12 protein-coding genes are annotated in these 17,903 nt (G+C 67.8%); 7 read left to right on the top strand and 5 right to left on the bottom strand.

Features of this window, described 5'->3' with window-relative positions; genetic code table 11:
* Positions 1–87 precede the first annotated feature (87 nt).
* From grrM to ACWD0F_RS34510, 3 genes are all read left to right on the top strand, one after another.
* Positions 88–1,257: a cyclophane-forming radical SAM/SPASM peptide maturase GrrM/OscB gene (grrM, locus tag ACWD0F_RS34520; protein WP_449883258.1), complete on the top strand. Its 1,170-nt coding sequence runs from the start codon at positions 88–90 to the stop codon at positions 1,255–1,257.
* Between the two features lie 188 nt (positions 1,258–1,445).
* Positions 1,446–6,239 carry a phage tail protein gene (locus tag ACWD0F_RS34515; protein ID WP_449883255.1) on the top strand — a complete coding sequence of 1,598 codons (4,794 nt, stop codon included), beginning with the start codon at positions 1,446–1,448 and terminating at the stop codon, positions 6,237–6,239.
* Complete coding sequence (locus ACWD0F_RS34510; protein WP_449883252.1) at positions 6,236–6,853, top strand: hypothetical protein; 618 nt, start codon at positions 6,236–6,238, stop codon at positions 6,851–6,853. The genes ACWD0F_RS34515 and ACWD0F_RS34510 overlap by 4 nt, the downstream gene beginning before the upstream one ends.
* A 223-nt stretch (positions 6,854–7,076) precedes the next feature.
* Here ACWD0F_RS34510 and ACWD0F_RS34505 read toward each other — a convergent pair whose 3' ends face one another.
* Positions 7,077–7,550, bottom strand: coding sequence for a nuclear transport factor 2 family protein (locus ACWD0F_RS34505; protein ID WP_449883249.1), 474 nt, complete (start codon positions 7,548–7,550; stop codon positions 7,077–7,079).
* Between the two features lie 90 nt (positions 7,551–7,640).
* Entirely contained in the window at positions 7,641–9,170 is a 1,530-nt protein-coding gene (locus ACWD0F_RS34500) for an FAD-dependent oxidoreductase (RefSeq protein ID WP_449883247.1), read from the bottom strand.
* 119 nt (positions 9,171–9,289) lie between these two features.
* Here ACWD0F_RS34500 and ACWD0F_RS34495 point away from each other — a divergent pair, with 119 nt between their 5' ends.
* Positions 9,290–10,048 (top strand): TetR/AcrR family transcriptional regulator, encoded by a 759-nt coding sequence (locus ACWD0F_RS34495; RefSeq protein WP_449883245.1) that lies wholly within the window; start codon positions 9,290–9,292, stop codon positions 10,046–10,048.
* A gap of 354 nt (positions 10,049–10,402) precedes the next feature.
* Here ACWD0F_RS34495 and ACWD0F_RS34490 read toward each other — a convergent pair whose 3' ends face one another.
* On the bottom strand, positions 10,403–11,620 hold the full coding sequence (locus ACWD0F_RS34490) for an MFS transporter (RefSeq protein WP_449883242.1): 1,218 nt from the start codon (positions 11,618–11,620) through the stop codon (positions 10,403–10,405).
* Between the two features lie 99 nt (positions 11,621–11,719).
* On the opposite strand from ACWD0F_RS34490, the gene ACWD0F_RS34485 reads away from it, so the two are divergent.
* Positions 11,720–12,805, top strand: coding sequence for a DUF5937 family protein (locus tag ACWD0F_RS34485; protein WP_449883240.1), 1,086 nt, complete (start codon positions 11,720–11,722; stop codon positions 12,803–12,805).
* A gap of 297 nt (positions 12,806–13,102) precedes the next feature.
* Here ACWD0F_RS34485 and ACWD0F_RS34480 read toward each other — a convergent pair whose 3' ends face one another.
* Complete coding sequence (locus tag ACWD0F_RS34480; protein WP_449883238.1) at positions 13,103–14,005, bottom strand: hypothetical protein; 903 nt, start codon at positions 14,003–14,005, stop codon at positions 13,103–13,105.
* A gap of 198 nt (positions 14,006–14,203) precedes the next feature.
* Here ACWD0F_RS34480 and ACWD0F_RS34475 point away from each other — a divergent pair, with 198 nt between their 5' ends.
* Positions 14,204–14,380, top strand: coding sequence for a hypothetical protein (locus ACWD0F_RS34475; RefSeq protein WP_449883235.1), 177 nt, complete (start codon positions 14,204–14,206; stop codon positions 14,378–14,380).
* Between the two features lie 8 nt (positions 14,381–14,388).
* Positions 14,389–15,960: a hypothetical protein gene (locus tag ACWD0F_RS34470; RefSeq protein ID WP_449883233.1), complete on the top strand. Its 1,572-nt coding sequence runs from the start codon at positions 14,389–14,391 to the stop codon at positions 15,958–15,960.
* Between the two features lie 22 nt (positions 15,961–15,982).
* Here ACWD0F_RS34470 and ACWD0F_RS34465 read toward each other — a convergent pair whose 3' ends face one another.
* Entirely contained in the window at positions 15,983–17,827 is a 1,845-nt protein-coding gene (locus tag ACWD0F_RS34465) for an N-acetylmuramoyl-L-alanine amidase (protein WP_449883231.1), read from the bottom strand.
* Positions 17,828–17,903 lie beyond the last annotated feature (76 nt).

The following is a 17,903-nucleotide window of genomic DNA, read 5'->3' as shown; positions in this document are numbered from 1 at the left end:
AAATGCGATAGGTGAATCGACAAAGGTCAAGTCTTGTGCTTCTGGATTTCCAGGAGCACAAGGCTCATTCAAGGTGGTTGACATTCGATGAGATCGGTCATACGACAGGTTGTCCTGCAGCCCACGTCTTTGTGTAACCTGAATTGCGGCTACTGCTATGTGCCACATCGACGTGACGGCTTCATGATGTCGCTCGCCACGCTGGAAGCGTCGATCAAGAAGGTGCTGCACAGCCCTCTTGCCCACCCGGACGTCCAGTTCATCTGGCACGCCGGCGAGCCGTTGACCGCCGGCGTAGAACACTTCGAAGAAGCCATGCGCCTGATCTCGCTTCATAACATTCAAAACCTCAATGTGGGGAAATCGGTTCAAACAAACGGAACATTGGTCGATGATGGCTGGTGTGACCTCTTCACAAAATATGACATGTCCGTCGGCATAAGTGTAGACGGGCCACAGTTTCTGCATGATTCCAACAGGGTCAACTGGTCGGGGAAAGGCTCTCACCGCGCGGTGATGAGGGGTTATCGGAAACTCAAGGAGCGGGGAGTCCGCCCGGGTGCGCTCTGTGTGCTCACCCGGACCAGCCTCCAGCACCCGGATGAGATATTCGATTTCTTCATCGACAACGGATTCGAGAGCGTCGGCTTCAACGTGGAGGAGATAGAAAACGGCAATATGGTGTCATCGCTGAGCGGTGAGAGATCAGAGATCGATGCGATCGCCGCAGAGTATCGTGCCTTCGCGGATCGAATCTTCGATCGATGGAGAGAGGATCCCGCCGCCATCGAAATAAGGGAAATATCGGAGTTTCTGGCCGTAATAAAAAGTAAGATCTCCGATCCCGGCTATCAGCGTATACCATACGAGACTCAACCTCTGGCGATTATCACTATCCAAAAAAATGGCGACATATCGACCTCGAGCCCTGAGCTGGCCGGCGGGAAGAGCGAAGAATTCAATGACTTCGTCATCGCCAATATCAACTCTCCGGGATCGCTGGACTCTCTCCTGTCGGGGCCGGCCCTCGACCGTTTTTCTCAGGAAATTTCCCACGGGGTCGCGGCCTGCGCTGAGAAATGTACGTATTTCGACATTTGCGGAGGCGCGTACACGTCCAACAAGTTCTTCGAGAATGGGTCCCTGCGCAGTACGGAAACAACTTCATGCCGACTCCACCGCCAGATTCTCGGCGAGGTCGTCATCAACAAGTTGAAGGGCTTCGACGGCGCTCGACGAATCGAAAGCGACAGCTGATGGACCGGCGGCGGTGTCCGTTCCGTGGCGCCGTCGCAGTCTGATCGCGGTGACGCCTGGGTGACGCCGGGACAGCGTGTGCGCGACGCGCACGGTGCCATCATCTGGCGGAGTACCGCTCGTAGTGGGAACGCTGGATGCCTGTTCCGTTGAAGATCCACACGTCACGGCCAAGGACCGCCGCGGCCGTGACAGCACTGCCGGACACCCGCGGCCCGCGCACCGCGATGGATCCGGTGTCGGCGGACGTGGTGCGGGCGCAGACGCCCGCGGGCAATGCGGCCGTCACGGCGGCGATGGGCGGGCTGCCGTCCGGCACCGACGCGCTGCCATCGGGTTGGCGGGGCGAGATGCTGCTGGCCGGCCAGAACCTCGTCGGCAACCAGGCCGTCGCGACCCTGGCCGGGACGCGCCCCGCCCTCACAGCACCCGCCCTCACAGCACCCGCCCCCACAGCACCCGCCCCCACAGCACCCGCCCCCACAGCACTCGCGACGGCTCCCACGACACCGGCCACCGTCGCCGAGAAGTCCGGGACAGCCCCGGCGAAGAAGAAGCCGGTCGCGCCCCTGGAGAAGGCGACCGCGCCACTGGCACCCGCGCCCGACCAGAAGGACCCCGGCTCGGCCAAGAGGGAAGTCCAGGACAAGGGCGCGGACGGGAAACAGGACGCCGCCGGCCCGCGCTCGCCGGGTGCCGACCCGAAGTTCCAGACGCTGAAGAAGGACGTCGGCGCCAAGAAGCGGCGTGTCGGCTCGAGCCACCCGCCGGCGAAGGCCGAGGCCGGCGCGGCACAGGCCGCCTCGGTGCCACCCGGAGATGACCGGGAGGCGCGCGGCAAGGCGGCACACGCCGAGGACATGGACGCCGCCCAGCCCAAGGAGTTCAGCAAGACCGAGTTCGTCCAGGCCGTCGAGGCCGCGGTCGCCAAGCAGGCCCCCAAGAACCTCGACGAGGCCGACACCTTCGGCGAGTCAGGCAAGGCCGAACAGGTCAAGCAGGAAGTCCAGGGCAAGGTAGGCGAGGGCAAGGAGACGTCGGCGAAGGAGATCGCCGACACCACCCGGGCGAGGCCGAAGCTCGCACCGGACGAGAAGCCGGTCGTGCCGCTGACCGGTGACAAGCCGCCTGGCAAGCCCGGCGCACCCAACCCCGACCAGGCCGCCCCGGACCCGCTGCCCGCGTCGGCGACGGACATGTCGGCCGGGCCGGCGCAGGTCAACCAGCAGATGGCCGACGCGGCCGTCACCGAGCCGCAGCTGACGAAGTCCAACGAGCCGACCTTCTCCAAGGCGGTGAAGGACAAGAAGGCCATGGAGGCCCACTCGGCGACCTCCCCCGGCCAGTTGCGGGCCGGCGAGGCGAAGGAGATCAAGCAGGTCAAGGCCGTGGCGGCCACCCGAGGCGCCGCCGCGATGGCCGCCATGCACGCCACCAGGATCACCACGGGCAAGAACGTCGGCGCGGGCAAGGTCAGCACCAGGACCACCGACGAGGAGAAGCGCACCCAGGTCACCGCGGTCCTGCAGGAGGTCTTCGACAAGACCAAGTGCGACGTGGAGAAAATTCTGACAGACCTGGACAAGATGGTGGACGACCAGTTCACCAAGCAGGAGAAACAAGCGCGGGACAAGTTCACCGCCGAGCACGAGAGAGGCATGGCGGACTACAAGGACCGCCGCTACTCCGGCCTGAAGGGCAAGGCCCGCTGGTTCAAGGACCTGTTCGCCGACCTCCCGGAAGAGGCCAACCGGATCTACGAGACGGCCAAGGACCACTACCTGGCGGCGATGCGCCTGGTGATCGCCGACATCGCCGACACCATCGAGCGCGAGCTCAGACGCGCCAAGGACCGCATAGCCACCGGCCGCAAGGACCTCAAGGCGGCAGTGGACAAGCTGCCCAAGGATCTGCAGGCGATCGGCCGCGAAGCCGCCACGGACTTCGAGGGCAAGTTCGACGAGCTGCGGGACACGGTTGACGACAAGGGCACCGCGCTGGTCGACACGCTGGCCACCAAGTACAAGGATGCCGTCAAGTCGGTGGACGACGAGATCGCGGCGGAGAGGGAGAAGAACAAGGGCCTGGTGTCCAAGGCGGCCGACGCGATCGGCGGCGTCATCCGCACGATCAAAGAGCTCGGCTCCCTGCTCCTGGGTGTGCTCCGCAAGGCGGCCTCGGCGGTCAAGGCCATTCTCAAGGACCCGATCGGCTTCCTCGGCAACCTCGTCACCGGCGTCGGCGGCGGTCTCAAACTGTTCGCCAAGAACGCCGGCCGGCACCTGGAACAGGGCGTGCTGGCCTGGCTGCTGGGCGTCGGGGCCTCGGCCGGCCTGCAACTGGCGACGGGGTTCGACATCGTCGGCATCCTCACGATGCTCGCGGGGCTGCTCGGCCTCTCATGGGCGAACATCCGGGCGAGACTCGTCCGCAAGGTCCCCGAGCAGGCCGTCAGTGCGGCGGAGACCAGCATCCCGATCGTGTCGGAGACCAAGAAACGCGGCGTCGCCGGCATGTGGCCCGACCTGAAGGACCGCGTGGGCAACCTGAAGAAGGACCTGATCGGCAACCTGGTCTCCTACCTGCTGCCCACCATCGTCATCGCCGGCATCACCTGGATCGTGTCGCTGTTCAACCCGGCGTCCGCGTTCATCCGCGCCTGCAAGATGATCATCGACATCATCCGCTTCATCGTCACCAACGCCCGCCAGATCGTCGACTTCGTCAACGCCGTCCTCGACGCGGTGATCGCCATCGCCCGGGGCGGCAGTGGCGGCGTGCCCGCATTGGTGGAACGCGCACTGGCCAAGTCGATCCCGGTCCTGATCGGCGCGCTGGCGGCCCTGCTGGGCATCGGCGGGATCGCGGGCAAGGTCCGGGAGGTCTTCCAGAAGCTGGCCCGCCCGGTGAACCGTGCCATCGACTGGGTGATCGACAAGATCGTCGGCCTGGTCAAGAAGCTCTGGGCGAAGCTCAAGGCGGCGCTGGACAGGAAGAAGCGGCCGAAGAAGCCGGCCAAGCCGCCGAGGAGGCCGGTCAGGGACCGTACCCGACCGCGCCTCCCCGACCGGCGCCGCCCCAAGAAGAGACGCCCCAAGAAGAGACGCCCCGACCGCCGTACGGACCGCAAGCCCGACAAGCGGTCCGACAAGGCCAAGAAGCGCGCGCTCGACGCGGCCGTCCGTGACGCGCTGAAGTTGCTGCGCGCGGAGGACGCGACCCAGGAGTCCGTCCGCGAAGGGCTCCCCGGCATCAAGCGGCGCCATCGGCTCACGTCGATCCAGCTCAAGAAGTTCGGTGAGGACGACTACGCGATCCGGGTCGCCATAAACCCGGCCGAGGAGACGCCGAAGGTCGAGCTCACGGAGGAGGACTTCCCCTACGAGATCGACAAGGCCGAGAAGGGCATGACGATCAAGCGGCGCGAGGGTGCGGTGAGCCAGTTGAAGGCGACCGTGATCCCGATGGAAGGGCGCGACCGGCGGATCGGGTTCGTCGTCACCATCGCCACCATCCCGTCAGAGGTGAAGTCGGACATGGCCGTGCGGTACATCACCACGGCATGGGAGGGTGGCAGCGAGGATCTCGCTGCGGCGCGGACCGCGGTCGTGATCGGCATCAACGCGATGGAACACCTCGACGCGAGCAAGGGAAAGACCGAGATCGACACGGCCATCGGGAAGGTCGACACGCGACCGGACCTCATCATGGCCGTCTTCGGCTTCCTCTGGACCCCGAACTGGGTCCGCGTCAAGAAAGGCAAGAGGACCCGCGTCCGTCTCTCCGAAGTGCGCAGGAAGTTCGCCAAGCTGCCGGCCGGCAAGAAGTCTCTCGCCCAGGAGAGGGAGAAGGGCTTGCGCGCCAAGGAGGCGTTGCCGTTCGGGCTCTTCCGCGAGGAGGTGCTCGGTTCGTCCTACGTGCGGACCGCGACGCGCGTGCTCGCGAAGATGAACGACGTGGTGTACGGCGTGGGCCAGGACGCCGACACCTCCGTCACGGCGAAGAACACGATGGGCGTGCTCGCCGCCTACGTGCAGGTCCTCGAGGAGCTCGGCCGGCACCCGCTGATCGTGATCGGCGGTTACCGGTTCGGCGGGTTCAAGTGGCGGCGGGGCGACGCCAGACGCCGCAGGCAGCTCACGCTGTGGTCCAACGAGGTGGACCACGCGATCCGGGCGGCGATCAACAAGGCGCACCCGCAGATGCTCTACCCCACTGAGCCCAACATGCTGATCAAGCTGCTGGACCTGAGGAAGGGCGCGGTCAAGGGCCTTTTCCAGAAGCTGCGGACGAGAGCGCTGCTGCGGGTCCAGGGCGGGCTCTTCGGCATCGGCGAGGCCGAGGGCCGGTTCTTGCGCAACAAGCTGATGCGGGTCTTCGGCGTCGAGTTCACCCTGCACTTCGCGCCGGAGGTGAGCACGGTGACGAGCTCGGCGCCGGGGAACATCCCGCGTGGGCTCGAGGTCACCCCTGCGCACGCCATCGCGGCGAAGCAGGGCATGACCCTCGCGAACGAGCGCATCCGAGTCGCGCACGAGGCCTACGTGCTGATCCTGCAGTCCCAGACCACGGCAAGCGCCCAGAACCTGGCCAGAGAGCTCGTCAAGGCCGACGCCGACCTGATGCGCCTGCCGGAGCAGGTCAGGAAGGATTTCCAGGCCCAGCTCCAGGACGCGTTCTTCCGCCATGTCGAGGACATCGTCCTGATCATGACGGACAACCCCCGGTTGGCCGCCGATGGCCGCGAGGTCACCTCACGCATCAAGTCGCTGCACAGGACCGCGAACAAGATCGCGAAGAAGGCGGTCAGGGACAGCAAGCCGAAGGCGATGGTGGACGCCATCCGCACGGCGGAGAACGTGGCCGAGCAGATCATCAACGCGATGACGGCTGAGGACCTCCGGGCCACGTGGAGCCGGTTGCACCGGCTGCTGGACACCATCATGAGTGAGCAGAACCAGGGCGGAGGCGGATCTTCGTGACCGAGAACCCACTCGACCGCCTCCGCGCGGAGGCCGTTCGCGATGACTACGCGTCGATGACCCGCCTGGCGCGTGCCTTGTACGAGACCGGCCTCGGGCCCCGCGAGGTCCTGCGCGAGTGCTACGGCGTCGCGTTCCCCGACGAGTTCTTCGTGCTCGTCACCAAGCCGGTGCTCATGTTCGACTACACCTACCAGCCGTGGGACCTCGCCGTCCCGCCTGATCACGGCGGTCCCGAGGAGGACGAGACCGACGAACTCGAGGCCGCCGTCCTCGCGCGGGATGCCGACCTGGTGCCGCTCGGTGTGTGTCTCAACATGTACGCCGGGTTCGGCGGGCTGTATCTCTGCTACCGCCTGAGCGAGCTCGCGGCAGGGCGGGCGACGGTGTTCAGCATCGAGTACGACGTCTCGCCGGACAGCCCCATCACCCGCCGCGCGGACTCGCTCCTCGCCGCCCTGCACGAGCACCTCACCGCGAACGCCGCCTGGGTGGAGAGCGAACGCCGTAGGACGATCGGGCACAGCGGCGGAAACGTGGACGACAGCGATGTGCGAGCGGCGCACAGGTTCGTCGCCGACATCGAGAGCTTGCGGCGGCGGGCCGTTCGCTGAGGATCAGGATCCGGCCAGGAAGGATCTTGTCCCAGAAGCTCTTCCGAGCGGTCAGGGCGCGGTGCATCTGCTCGATGGTCGCGGCCTGCTGTTCGTACTCCTACGCCCTGTTCAACCCCCGACGCGCCCTACAACCAGGGCATTGACACGTGCATGTCCAGTCGAATCCTGACATGCGCATCCCCTGAACGCCTGGCATCAGCTGCACCACATCCGGGGGCGGTCACACCGAGGATGCCTCTCCGGCCTTCTGCGCCAGTGCCGCCTCGCGTTCGAGTGAGATGTCCCGGAGAAGCGCAGTGTCCTGGTAGAACGACCGCTTCTTGGTGATCTTGCCGTTCACCACGTCGACCAGCTCCAGAACGGTCATCCTCCACGGGTTGGCGTGGATGTCGGTGCCACTGTTCGTGGCCACCACCACCACGCGAGTGGGACCGTCGGCGATGAGCTCGTCAATACTGATGGCTGAGATGTCCAATCCGGTCAGCTCGTGCATGCGATGCCGCGCCGGCCCGATGGCGGCTCCCCTGTGGACGCCGCTGTCGGGGTGGCCCCAGTTGAGCTCGATCTCCTGCTCGTCGGTCAGTTCTTTGATCGTGGCGAAGTCCGGGCCGCCGGGTGCTCGGAGAACGGCTTCGTAGAAGCGGCGAACCACTTCCTTGTTCGGCTCGGGCTGGGCCGGGGTTTCGCTCGGCATGGAAGTTCCCTTTCTTGCAAAGGTGCCCCGTACTTGGGGGGCATGAGGCTGGTTCGCCCGCCGCGTGCTGGTCGGCTTTGAGGCGTCCTGTCAGGTTGCCGGGTCGCCGAACCAGTTGGTCGCGGCGTGCCGGAACACCTCGGGGTCGGGGCCGGGGTCGTGGTCGTCGGTCCAGGCGACGATGCCGTCGGGCCGGATCAGCAGGGCGCCGAATCCGAGGTCGTTGCGCACCGGCCCGGTCGCGTACCGGATCCGGCCTTTCCAGCTCATCGCCGCGTCGTGCAGGCGCTGGCCGGTGGTGAAGTCGAGTGCGACGCCGTGACCTTCTCGCAGCAGGTCGCCGAGGCGGGTGCCGTCGGCGAGACGGAAGTCCGGGGCGGTCCGGCCGACGAGTGGCTGGTCGCTGCCCAGGTCGTAGCGGTGGGACAGCCCTGAGGTGTTGCGGAACACGTGGGTGGTCGCGTCGCGTGTGTCGAGCAGGTCGTGGACCAGCCGTCGCAGGGCCGGGGCGTTGGGGCCGGGGTTCATGGTCGCGACCTGGGCGCGTGACCAGTCGAGGATCGCCGCGCCGACGGGGTGACGTTCGGCGGTGTAGGTGTCGAGCAGGCCCTCTGGCGCGGTGCCGTGGACGGTGGCGGCGAGTTTCCAGCCGAGGTTCATGGCGTCGCCGATGCCGAGGTTGAGTCCCTGGCCGCCGAGCGGGGAGTGAATGTGGGCGGCGTCGCCGGCGAGCAGGATGCGGCCGTCGCGGTAGGTCGTGGTCTGCATCGCGCGGTCGGTGAAGCTGGAGGCGAGATGGACCTCGGTGAGTGTCGCGTCGGTGCCGGAGACCCGGCGCAGGACCGTCTGGAGGTGCTCGCGCGTCAGCGGCTGGGAACGGTCGAAGGCGCCGCCGTCGAAGTCCATCATGCCCAGGTGTCCCTCGAAGGGCGTCCGCAGGTACATGCCGGTCGGTGTCAGGTTGAAGCCCAGGTCCAGCTTCTGCGGATCAGCGAAGGTGACGTGGGCGGCGTAGCCGGTGAACAGCGGTTCGGTGCCGGTGAAGTCAAAGCCCGCCAGGTCGCGCACGGTGCTGCGTCCGCCGTCGCAGCCCACGAGCCAGCGCGCCTGGTGATCGCGCCCGCCGGCTCGTGTGACGACGGTGTCGCCGTCCTGAACCACGGCCTCGACGGGAACGCCCCGCAGGATCCGCACACCGAGCCTGGCCGCCCGCTCGGCCAGCACCGTCGCGACCGCGTCGAGGCTGGTCATGATGCCCTCCATCGCCGGGCCGGGCAGCCGGAACGGGAGGGCGGCGGTGTCGATGTTAACCGCGTCGAGCCGCATTCCCGCGAAGTGGCTCACGTCACGAGGAGCCGGCGGATCGTACGCGTCGAGGTCCGCGCCGATCTGCTCCCTGTCGGCGCCTGAGGCTTTCAGCAGCTCTTCCAGCATCCCGCGGCGGTAGAACGTCTCGACCGATCCAGCGTTCAGGCCCCGCATTCCCAGCGGGAGCGCCTTCCACGGCGAGGTCTGCTCCTGATCCCGCTCCAGCACCAGGACCGAGCAGTCCGCCAGCGCGAGCTCACCGGCAAGGAACAGGCCCACTGGGCCGGCACCCACGATCACCACGTCATACACGTTGAGCCTCCTTCGATCCGGGCCGCCCGGCAAACCCCGACGGCTTATGGAGCATCGCTCCATGAATGGAACGGTACTCCATGTTGGATCGATGCTCCAACCATGCCAGAATGTCAGGCATGGCCATCCGGACACGTCAATCACAACGACGCAGGCAGGCGCTCACCCGGGAACGCATCGTCGAGGCCGCCGTCGAGCTGCTGGACGCGGTGGGGGAGAACGCCCTGACGGTCCGGGCGCTGACCGGCCGCCTGGCCACCGGGCCCGGCGCGATCTACTGGCACATCGGCAACATGGACGAGCTGCTGGAGGCCGCGACCGACGCCGTCGTCGCCACCGCCCTGGCCGGGCAATCCGCTCAGCCGTCCCAGCCCGCCGAGCGCGTGGAAACCACCGAGGCCGGCGCACCCCGGAACGAGATCCGCGCCGTCGCACTCGGCCTGTTCGACGCGGTCGCCGAACACCCATGGCTCGCCGCCCAGCTCCCGGTGCAGCTCACCCGCAACCCCTGGGGGCCGGTGACATTGCGAATCTTCGAAAGCATCGGCCGGCTGGTCCGCGCGCTGGGTGTGCCGCAAGGCGACTGGTTCACCACGACCTCGACGCTGGTCCACTACATCCTCGGCGCCACCGCCCAGACGGCCCAGAACACCGGTGTCGACGGCGTCCCCGGCTCCGAAGTGGACCGCACCGAGTTCCTCGACACCGCATCCAGGGCATGGCAAGACCTCGACCCCGACGACTACCCGTTCATCCGGGCCATCGCCGACCAGATGCGCGAGCACGACGACCGCGAACAATTCCTCACCGGCATCGACCTCGTTCTCATCGGTATCACCACCCTCCATCCACCCGGCGCGGTGCCGAAACGCGGATAAGGCTGCTGAGCTGGGCGTTCTCAGGCCGCTCTGCGGTCCTCGCTTGCGAGGTGGGGAACTGTCGCCAGGTCGGTGAGGCCTGACGTGGCGCTGGGTCCTGACCGGCCGCGGCGAGGATCCGGCGGGTCCCTTCCCCGATCCGATGGCCGAGCCCGAGCAGCTCACCGCCAGGACAACAAGGTGCCCGGCGTCACGAGCCGATGGAGACGAAGCCGCGTGGGCAGCAGTCGCGCCAGTGCGGCCGGTAGTGCCCGGCCGAGCCAGGCGATGTGCGTGTCGCCGAGATGCTGCTCGATGACGTCAAGCCGTCCCCCGAGGCGATCGCCGAGCTCATGAGCCTGCTCGCGCCTGGTGTCAGCAATCGCTGAGCCGCGTTCTTCGATCTTTCTCGGTGGCGACGGCGGAGGCGGAGAGGAGCGTCGCGGCGGTGAGGCTGCCCCAGAGGGCGGCCGAGCCGTGGGAGGCGAGCGTGGTGATGACCGCCGGGGAGACGGCGAGGCCGAAGCCCGTGGAGAGCTGGAAGCGGGTGAGGGCGCGTCCCAGGAGGTGGGCCGGGGCGAGGGCGGTGACGAGCGCGGTGGCGCTGCCGGCATAGAGGATCTCGCCGATGGTGCAGAGCACGGACACCGTGGCGACCGCCGGGGCACCCCAGCCGGGTCCCAGTGAGGTGGCCGCGAGGAAGCCGAGGTAGGACGCGGCGATCACCACGCCGGCGAGAGCCAGCACGGTCCGCCGGGAGAAGCGGGACATCAGGACGGTGAGCGGAACCTGCAGGGTGACCACCAGCACGGTGTTCGCCACGAAGATGGCTGCCGACCACACCGGGGACGCGTGCAACTGTGTCATCAGGATCAAGGGGAGCGCGATTTCGGGGACGTTGAGGCAGAAGACGTAAATCACGTTGGAAGCCAGCAGCGCGCGCATCCGAGGTGCGGGCTCGTCGGCCCTGCCCTTGGCCGGAGTAGCGGCCGGATGCGCGCGCAGGTGGACCGACCATGCCAAGGCCGCCGCGGTGAGATAGGCCAGCCCGGTGACGGCTGCCAGCGCCTGCAATGCGGTGGTGCCGCCTGCCAGGCATGCGGTGGCCAAGAGCGCGCCCACGCCCAAGCCGGCGTTGCGCAGAGCGCGGCCTGCTGCCAGAGCGGCGTCGCGTTCGCGGCCGTCGGCGACCGTGGCCACGAGTGCCGCATGGGCGGCCGGCCAGGCCTGGTTGCCGATGCCGAGGAAGAGCGCCGCCGTCGCGAACAGCCAGACGTGCCCCACCGGGGCGGCCAGCAGCAGCGCCACGCCCAGCACCCGCACCAGCATCGACGCTGCCACCACCGTGCTGCGGGCGCCCCGGTCCAGCCATCGGCCCACCGCGGGCATGCACACCAGACCCACGACGACGCCGGCCGTCATGGCGATGCCGGTGGCCGACGCGGACAACCTCAGCACCGTCATCCCGTAGAGCAGCAGAAAGGGCCGCAGCAGGCCGGTGCCGAGCGCGTCCACGGCCAGGGCCACGGCATAGCGGGGGCCTCCGGAAGCACGGACGAGGGCGCGCGGCTGGATCTTGGTGGTGGTTGCCATGGCGTCAACGATGCGTTCGGCCGCCGGGCCGACTGTGTCGGTTGACGGACACCGTCAACCGACGCCGTCGCCGGCCATCCGACCAGCGATGATGGAGGGATGACGTTGAGGATCGACATCAGCGGCCTGCCGTCCGAGCGCGTGCGGTTCGCTGCCTCCCCGCTGGCCGAGCTGACCGCGATGCTGCACGTGCTGGCCGAACCCGGGCATCACCCGCAGCTCGCCGGCTGGGCCGGGGACGTCTGGGCCGGGCTGCGGCCGGAGCTGGCCGAGCGGTTGCGGGAGGCGGAGTTCCTCTGGCGTTCCTCACGAGCCGACTTTCTGGTCCCCGCTCGTCCTCGGCCCACCCTCGCCGAGGAGCTGGACGACGTTGACCGGATCGACGATGAAACCTATGTGACCGCCGCGCTCATCACCACGTGCGGCAGCAACCGGGTCCACTTCGCCGCGCCGTCGCCGCTCGCCGACGCGACGGCGCGCGAGCGGGCCCTGGACCTGGCCCAGGCCCGCGGCCCGCTTCAGGAGGCCTTCGCGGAACGGCTGCTCGCGGACCCGGCCGTCGTGCGGGCGCGGGTGCGTCACACCCTCGAACAGTGCGCCGAGGCCTTCTTCGACGCCGCCTGGACGGGCGTCGCCGTGCAACTCGCCACCGACCTGCGCCTGAAGAACGACCTGCTGAAGCGCCAGGGCATCGAGGCGGCACTCGCGTCGGTCTCCGGCGCCGTCACCCTGGCGCCGGACGGCAACCGCATCATCGTGGACAAGCTGCAGGACAACGCGACCGCCGCCCACGGTGCCGGGGTCACCTTCCTCCCCAGCGTCTTCGGCCGCCCGCACCTGGTGGTGGTCCACGCGCGCGGGTGGCAGCCGGTGGTGCAGTACCCCGTGGCCGAGGCGAGTCCATCGGAGCCGATATCGCTGGAAACGGTGACGCTACGGCTGGAGGCATTGGCGCATCCGGTACGGCTGCGGCTGCTGCGCACCCTCGCCCGCGGCCCGCACACCACCGGTGAGCTGGCCCACGCCTGGGCACTCTCACCCCCGGAGGTCTCCCGCCACCTCGCTGTCCTGCGCCGCGCGGGCCTGCTCACGGCCCAGCGGCACGGTCGCTACGTCCGTCACACCCTCAATCTCCCCGATCTGACAGCGCTGGGCGCCGACCTGCTGACGGCCGTACTGCGCTGAGCAGCTTCGGTCTGCCGGCTGGCGGCAGTTCCTGACCGCTCAAGCCCACGCGATCATTGTGCGTGACTTCCTCGTGGTCGAAACGGTGCTGCTCAACCGGCTGTACGTGCTGGTCTTCATCGAGCCCGGCGACAACGGCCCCGCACATTGCAACGCAGCCTGCCCAGGACGTGACCGACCTCAACGACCCGCGATCCATCCACCGAAAACCCGTCGTCGTAGGCACGATCCACGAATACCACCACGCCGCTCAACCGCAGCGCAGGCCGGGACGCCGCCGTACGAGGCGCCCGTCCGTCAGCCGTACAGTTGGTCGTCGCCGGGCCACGAGCACTCGTCGGGTTCGTCGCTGGAGCAGTGGTCGGCGACGCGCACGACGTACATGGTCTTGACATAGTCCTGTTTCAGGAGCTTGCGAAGGAGCACGGGATTCTCCGCCTGCTGAATGTAGGCATGAATCCTTCCGGCCCGTGCCGCGTCTTTCAGCCGGGCAAGGTCCAGCCCGAAGTGCTGAAGTGCGGGCTCGTCGGACGGCAGCAGGGAGCCCACCCAATTACGGAAGTCCTGCGTGACCGCGTCGCCCGCGCCTCCGCACACATGGCAGAACAGGCCGGCCCGGCTGTCCCAGTAAACCGGCGTCCCACCCAGCGCCGGAGAGAAGACCCCGTTGTCCACGGGCAGATGCTTACGGCCGCGTATTTCGTCCGCCGTCAAAGGCCGCGTCAATTCCACGACCGCGGTGACTTCCTTGGTGCGGCCCGCCTGCCGTAACACGGCATCGACGTGCTGTTTCGCCGGCCCGCGGCCATGCCCCACCTGGCGCAGCGCGGCAGACAAGTCATGGGATTCGGGGGTGTCGAGCCGCCGGACGGCCTCTTCGCGCGGCACCGGCTCACGGTCGCCGCCGATCGTGTACGAGAAATCTCCCGAGTCCCGGTCCTGCCGGATACCGAACGCCGCGACGGCGCCGCTCGACTCCCCGTTGGGTGAGGCGCGCAGGTCGATGGCCATTTCCTCCGGCCTTCGCTCGAAGGCATAGTCGCCGGAGCCCACGACGTACTCGGGGTGCGAGGCGCGGAAGGCGTTGGCCACGACATATCCGAAGTGGTCGATGTCTGTGTATCGGGGAATCGAGTCAGCAGCGCCGCACGCCGCCAGCAGCACCCAACACAACCCCGCCGTCATCACCTTTCCGTTCACTTTCGGCATAGTGCCTTTCCAGGTTGCGCCCCGGGACGAGGCGCGAGACAGCGGCTCCGTCCCGGATCATACGTGTCAGACAGCGTTTCGCCGGCCCGCGTCCTTCGCGCGGGCAAACTTGAAGAAGTCAATGGTTCCCGCTTGCCCGACTTCGAGCAGGAGAAGTATCGATCCAGTAGCCCGACAAGGGGAGTACCGATGGGGCAACACATCAAAGGGCCGATGGTCCTGCGCATCTCCGAGGCCGAGATCGTCGACAGCCAGCTTTCCGAGGACGACCTGAGGGCGTTGAGCGACCCGGGCGAGGGAGCCGCCAGCCTGGCCAGGGTAAGGTGCCCCGTTCTGTACTGCGCGGCCATGTACGAACAGCAATAAGGCGTCCCGTGAACACAACGCGGATCCACCTGCTGAACAGCACTCAGGCGAGGCAGCAGGCTGAGGCGATCCTCGCCGACGATCGCCCGTTCGGCGACTGCGACTACATCCGTCAGCGCACCCGCATCCACTACCGTCACCGCCTGCAACTGCTCAAAGAGCATTCCAAGGGCGCGCATCTTCTGTTCTCCGCGCTGGAGGGGGCGACCGACGGCCGGCACCACCGGACTCTGGGCGATCCGGCGGTCCGGGTGGCGATAGACAGCTGGCTGAGTGCCGTACGCGGCGGAAGTGAGCCGCCATGGCCTGAGGAGGAGCTGGAAAGCGTTCTGGAGACCGCGGCCGCCCAGAGCCCTCGCGCGAACGTTCCGCCGCTCGCCGAAGGCGCGGCCGACCTGTTGAGGCTGCATGAGGCCGCCTGGCCGTGGGTGTGGTCCGAGCCCCGGGCCGACGCGGATCCGCTGGGAGAGTTCTTCCGTCGCGTCTTCTCCGAAAGTTTCCAGAAGCTCACTCTGACGAGTCCTGACGCTCACGTGCGTGAGACGCTCCTGCGGGGAGCGGCACTGCTGTACACGCTCTGCCCCAGGCTTGCGCGAAGCGCGCTGAGCCATGTGCATCTGATAGCCGTCGTCGGCAAGGAGTCGTCGCCCGGCTTCGCATCGCTCACGCATCCGCGCATACCAGGGGCGATATTCCTGTCGACCGCAGTGTTGAGCAATCCGTGGCAGGCCGCCGAGTATCTGCTCCACGAGGCGATGCACGTCAAGTTCACCGATCTTGAGCACACTCACTCTCTCTTGGGCGAGCACTACGACGCGGAGGCGTCGCCGCTGATCCGTCCGCACTGGAACAGGGCCCGGCCGGAGGCGGGCGACGGCTGGCCGATCGATCGTGCCCTTACCGTGAGCCACGTCTACACCAGCTTGGCGCTGTTCCACTCCGCCGTGGCCGCACGATACGCGGAATTGGCCGATCGGTACGGCCAGATCACCAGCGCGGATCCCGCCCAGCAGGCAAGGCGGTCCTTCGACCGGGCCCAGTACCTCATTCAGCGACTCGAACAGCAAACGGAACATCTCGGAGCCGGTGGCCGGCTCTTCCTGCGCTGGCTGCGCGGGATCAACGAGGCGTTCGACCCGTCGCCCGCACCGGAGGGCGCATACGTGCACCTGGTGCTCGACCTCTACGAGCGTGAAGCGGAAACGATCCGGAGGGCTCTCACCCAACCGGGCGCCGAAGGCCGCCACGAGGACATCGGCTCGCTCCAGAGCGCCGCGAGGCACGAGATCCGCAGTTGCCTCGCCGTTCTGGCGGCGGCCGGAGAATCGTCCGGTCAGAGTCGCGCGCTCCAGGATCAGGACAACCTGCTCGCGGAGCTCGAGTCCTTGGGGGCATCGCTTCATGACAGCGCCGAGGCCTTCCTGCGGACAAGGGAACTGGTGATGCGGGCACTGGGCTCCGTGTCGCCCTCCACATACCTGAGTCCCATGGCCGGCGGGCCGGAGGAAACCTCAGCCGAGGCGGTTCGGGCGATGGTCGAGGAGTCCGGCCGCCGCCTGAGCGCCCTGCTCGAGCGCTGATCGCGGGGCCGACGCCGGACCCTCACGTCTCGGTCACCACGACGTCTTCGCTCTTGACGAACATGACGCGGTGGCCGAACTGGATCTGGTGGTACTTCTGGGTGCCGCGGACCACGCGATGCAGCGTGGTGTCGAAGGTCGTCGCCTTGTAGTACTCGCCGGTCGTGGTCAGGCCGACCGTGTACGACTGTCCGGCGGCGAAGGTGTACTGCAGCGGGGACATCGGCTGCACCTCCACGTCCGCCGGGTAGGCCGCGGGCTCCGGGCACGGGCGGCCGTACACGGGGACCGATTCCAGGCCCGGCCGGGGCGTTGCGATCCGGGTACGGCTGGGCACGGCCACAGGAGCGGAATCCGGGTTGCGGAACCACGCCTTGTGGCCCAGGTACCAGATGGCCGTCCAGTCGCCCTGTCGCTCGGCGACGACGTAGCGCTGGCCGGTGACGGCGCGGGCGGCGTGGTCGTACACGCTGAAGGTGGACTCATCCGTCGGGTGCTTGCCGATGTCCTTCACCAGGGGCGACTCCTCGCGCGGCTCGGTGTGCAGCCAGATCGAGGCCGACCCGTGCGATGGGCAGGTGGCGTCGGGGTGGTCCTTGTCGCAGCCGGTGTAAAGCGGGCGGTTGCGGTAGTAGTCCGGCAGGATCATGACCGTGGCCGTGCCGGAATCGCCGTCGGCGCGCAGGGGCGCACCCATCAGGTCGAAGAAGTGGGCCCAGTCCCAGTACGGGCCCGGGTCCTCGTGCATCTTCTGCACCTTTTCCGGCAGCAGGGCGGGCACGTTGTCATGGCCGAGGATGTGGGCCCGGTCCAGCGGGACGCCGAACCTGTCGGCCAGGTAGCGCACGAGCTTGGCGGACGTGCGGTACATCGCCTCGGTGTACCAGGTGCCGCCGGTGGCGAGGAAGCCCTCGTGCTCCAGGCCGATGGCCTTGCTGTTGACGTATGAGTTGCCGGCGTGCCAGGCCATGTCCTTGGTGCGCACGTGCTGGGCGAGGTGGCCGTCGTGTGAGCGCAGCGTGTAGTGCCAGCTCGCCTTGACCGCCGGGTTACGTATGAGGTTGAGCGTCGTGTCGTACAGCTCCTCGGTGTCGTGGATGACGATGTAGTGGATCGTCTGACTGGTGGGGCGGTCGGCGATGTCGTAGTTGCCGTACGTGTTCTCTGGCACTTTTCTGTAGAACGCCGGGATCCACTCACCGGCGATCGAGGCGGGGCATTCCACGGCGCCGGCGCCGTCCAGGTGGGACAGATCCAGCCGGGTCAGCCAGGAGCGGACCGGGTCCACCCCGGGAGTGGGCGGCAGTGTCACCTCCGCACCGGTGTCGGTCACCCGGGTGGCGCCCTCGCGGATGACCTCGTACACCTCGTCGGCGAAGTTCGCCGCGATCTCCTCGGCCGAAGCGCCCGAGTAACGCGCCACCGCGCCGTACCAGTCGGCGGGGTCGGCGCTCGGCGGGGCGCCCAGGGCCTGCTGGTAGTCGGCGAGCAGCGCCGCGCCGCCGTCGATGTTGGCCGCCGGGTCCTCCCGCAGGCGCTCGACGCTCTCCCCGGTCAGCTCGGCGGCACGCGCCAGGGTGTGCAGGGACACGGGCAACCCGTTGTGCCGCTCCGCCGGCTCGGCGGGATGCGGCGGCGGGCCGGAGCCGTCGCCGCGCGGGTCCTCGTACCCGTCAAGGTGGTGGTTCCGCGACTTGCTCGGCGCGGCTCCGTCGGTGAGGTGCATGGGGCCGAACCCGGCGGCCGTGCTGGACCTGCCACCGTTGCAGTCCCAGCGCGACTCCATGTAGGACACGGCGAGCAGGACGCTCTCCGGTACGCCGTGTCTCCTCGCGGCCTGAGCGAACGCTTCCGGCATCGTGGCCATCACAACCACCTCCACCTGCACCGTCGCATGGACGCCTGCTCAACTGGAGGGGAAATGGCATGAATTTCCGCTTTCA

Source organism: Nonomuraea sp. NPDC002799 (assembly GCF_053592075.1).
The sequence above is the reverse complement of the archived record's forward strand: the minus strand, read 5'-3'. Positions and strand labels throughout refer to the sequence as shown.

Excerpts from the sequence above, each read along its gene's own strand:
- grrM (WP_449883258.1), top strand. The coding sequence starts at position 88 with ATGAGATCGGTCATACGACAGGTTGTCCTGCAGCCCACGTCTTTGTGT.
- ACWD0F_RS34505 (WP_449883249.1), bottom strand. The coding sequence starts at position 7,550 with ATGCCGAGCGAAACCCCGGCCCAGCCCGAGCCGAACAAGGAAGTGGTT.
- ACWD0F_RS34495 (WP_449883245.1), top strand. The coding sequence starts at position 9,290 with ATGGCCATCCGGACACGTCAATCACAACGACGCAGGCAGGCGCTCACC.
- ACWD0F_RS34490 (WP_449883242.1), bottom strand. The coding sequence starts at position 11,620 with ATGGCAACCACCACCAAGATCCAGCCGCGCGCCCTCGTCCGTGCTTCC.
- ACWD0F_RS34485 (WP_449883240.1), top strand. The coding sequence starts at position 11,720 with ATGACGTTGAGGATCGACATCAGCGGCCTGCCGTCCGAGCGCGTGCGG.
- ACWD0F_RS34475 (WP_449883235.1), top strand. The coding sequence starts at position 14,204 with ATGGGGCAACACATCAAAGGGCCGATGGTCCTGCGCATCTCCGAGGCC.
- ACWD0F_RS34465 (WP_449883231.1), bottom strand. The coding sequence starts at position 17,827 with ATGGCCACGATGCCGGAAGCGTTCGCTCAGGCCGCGAGGAGACACGGC.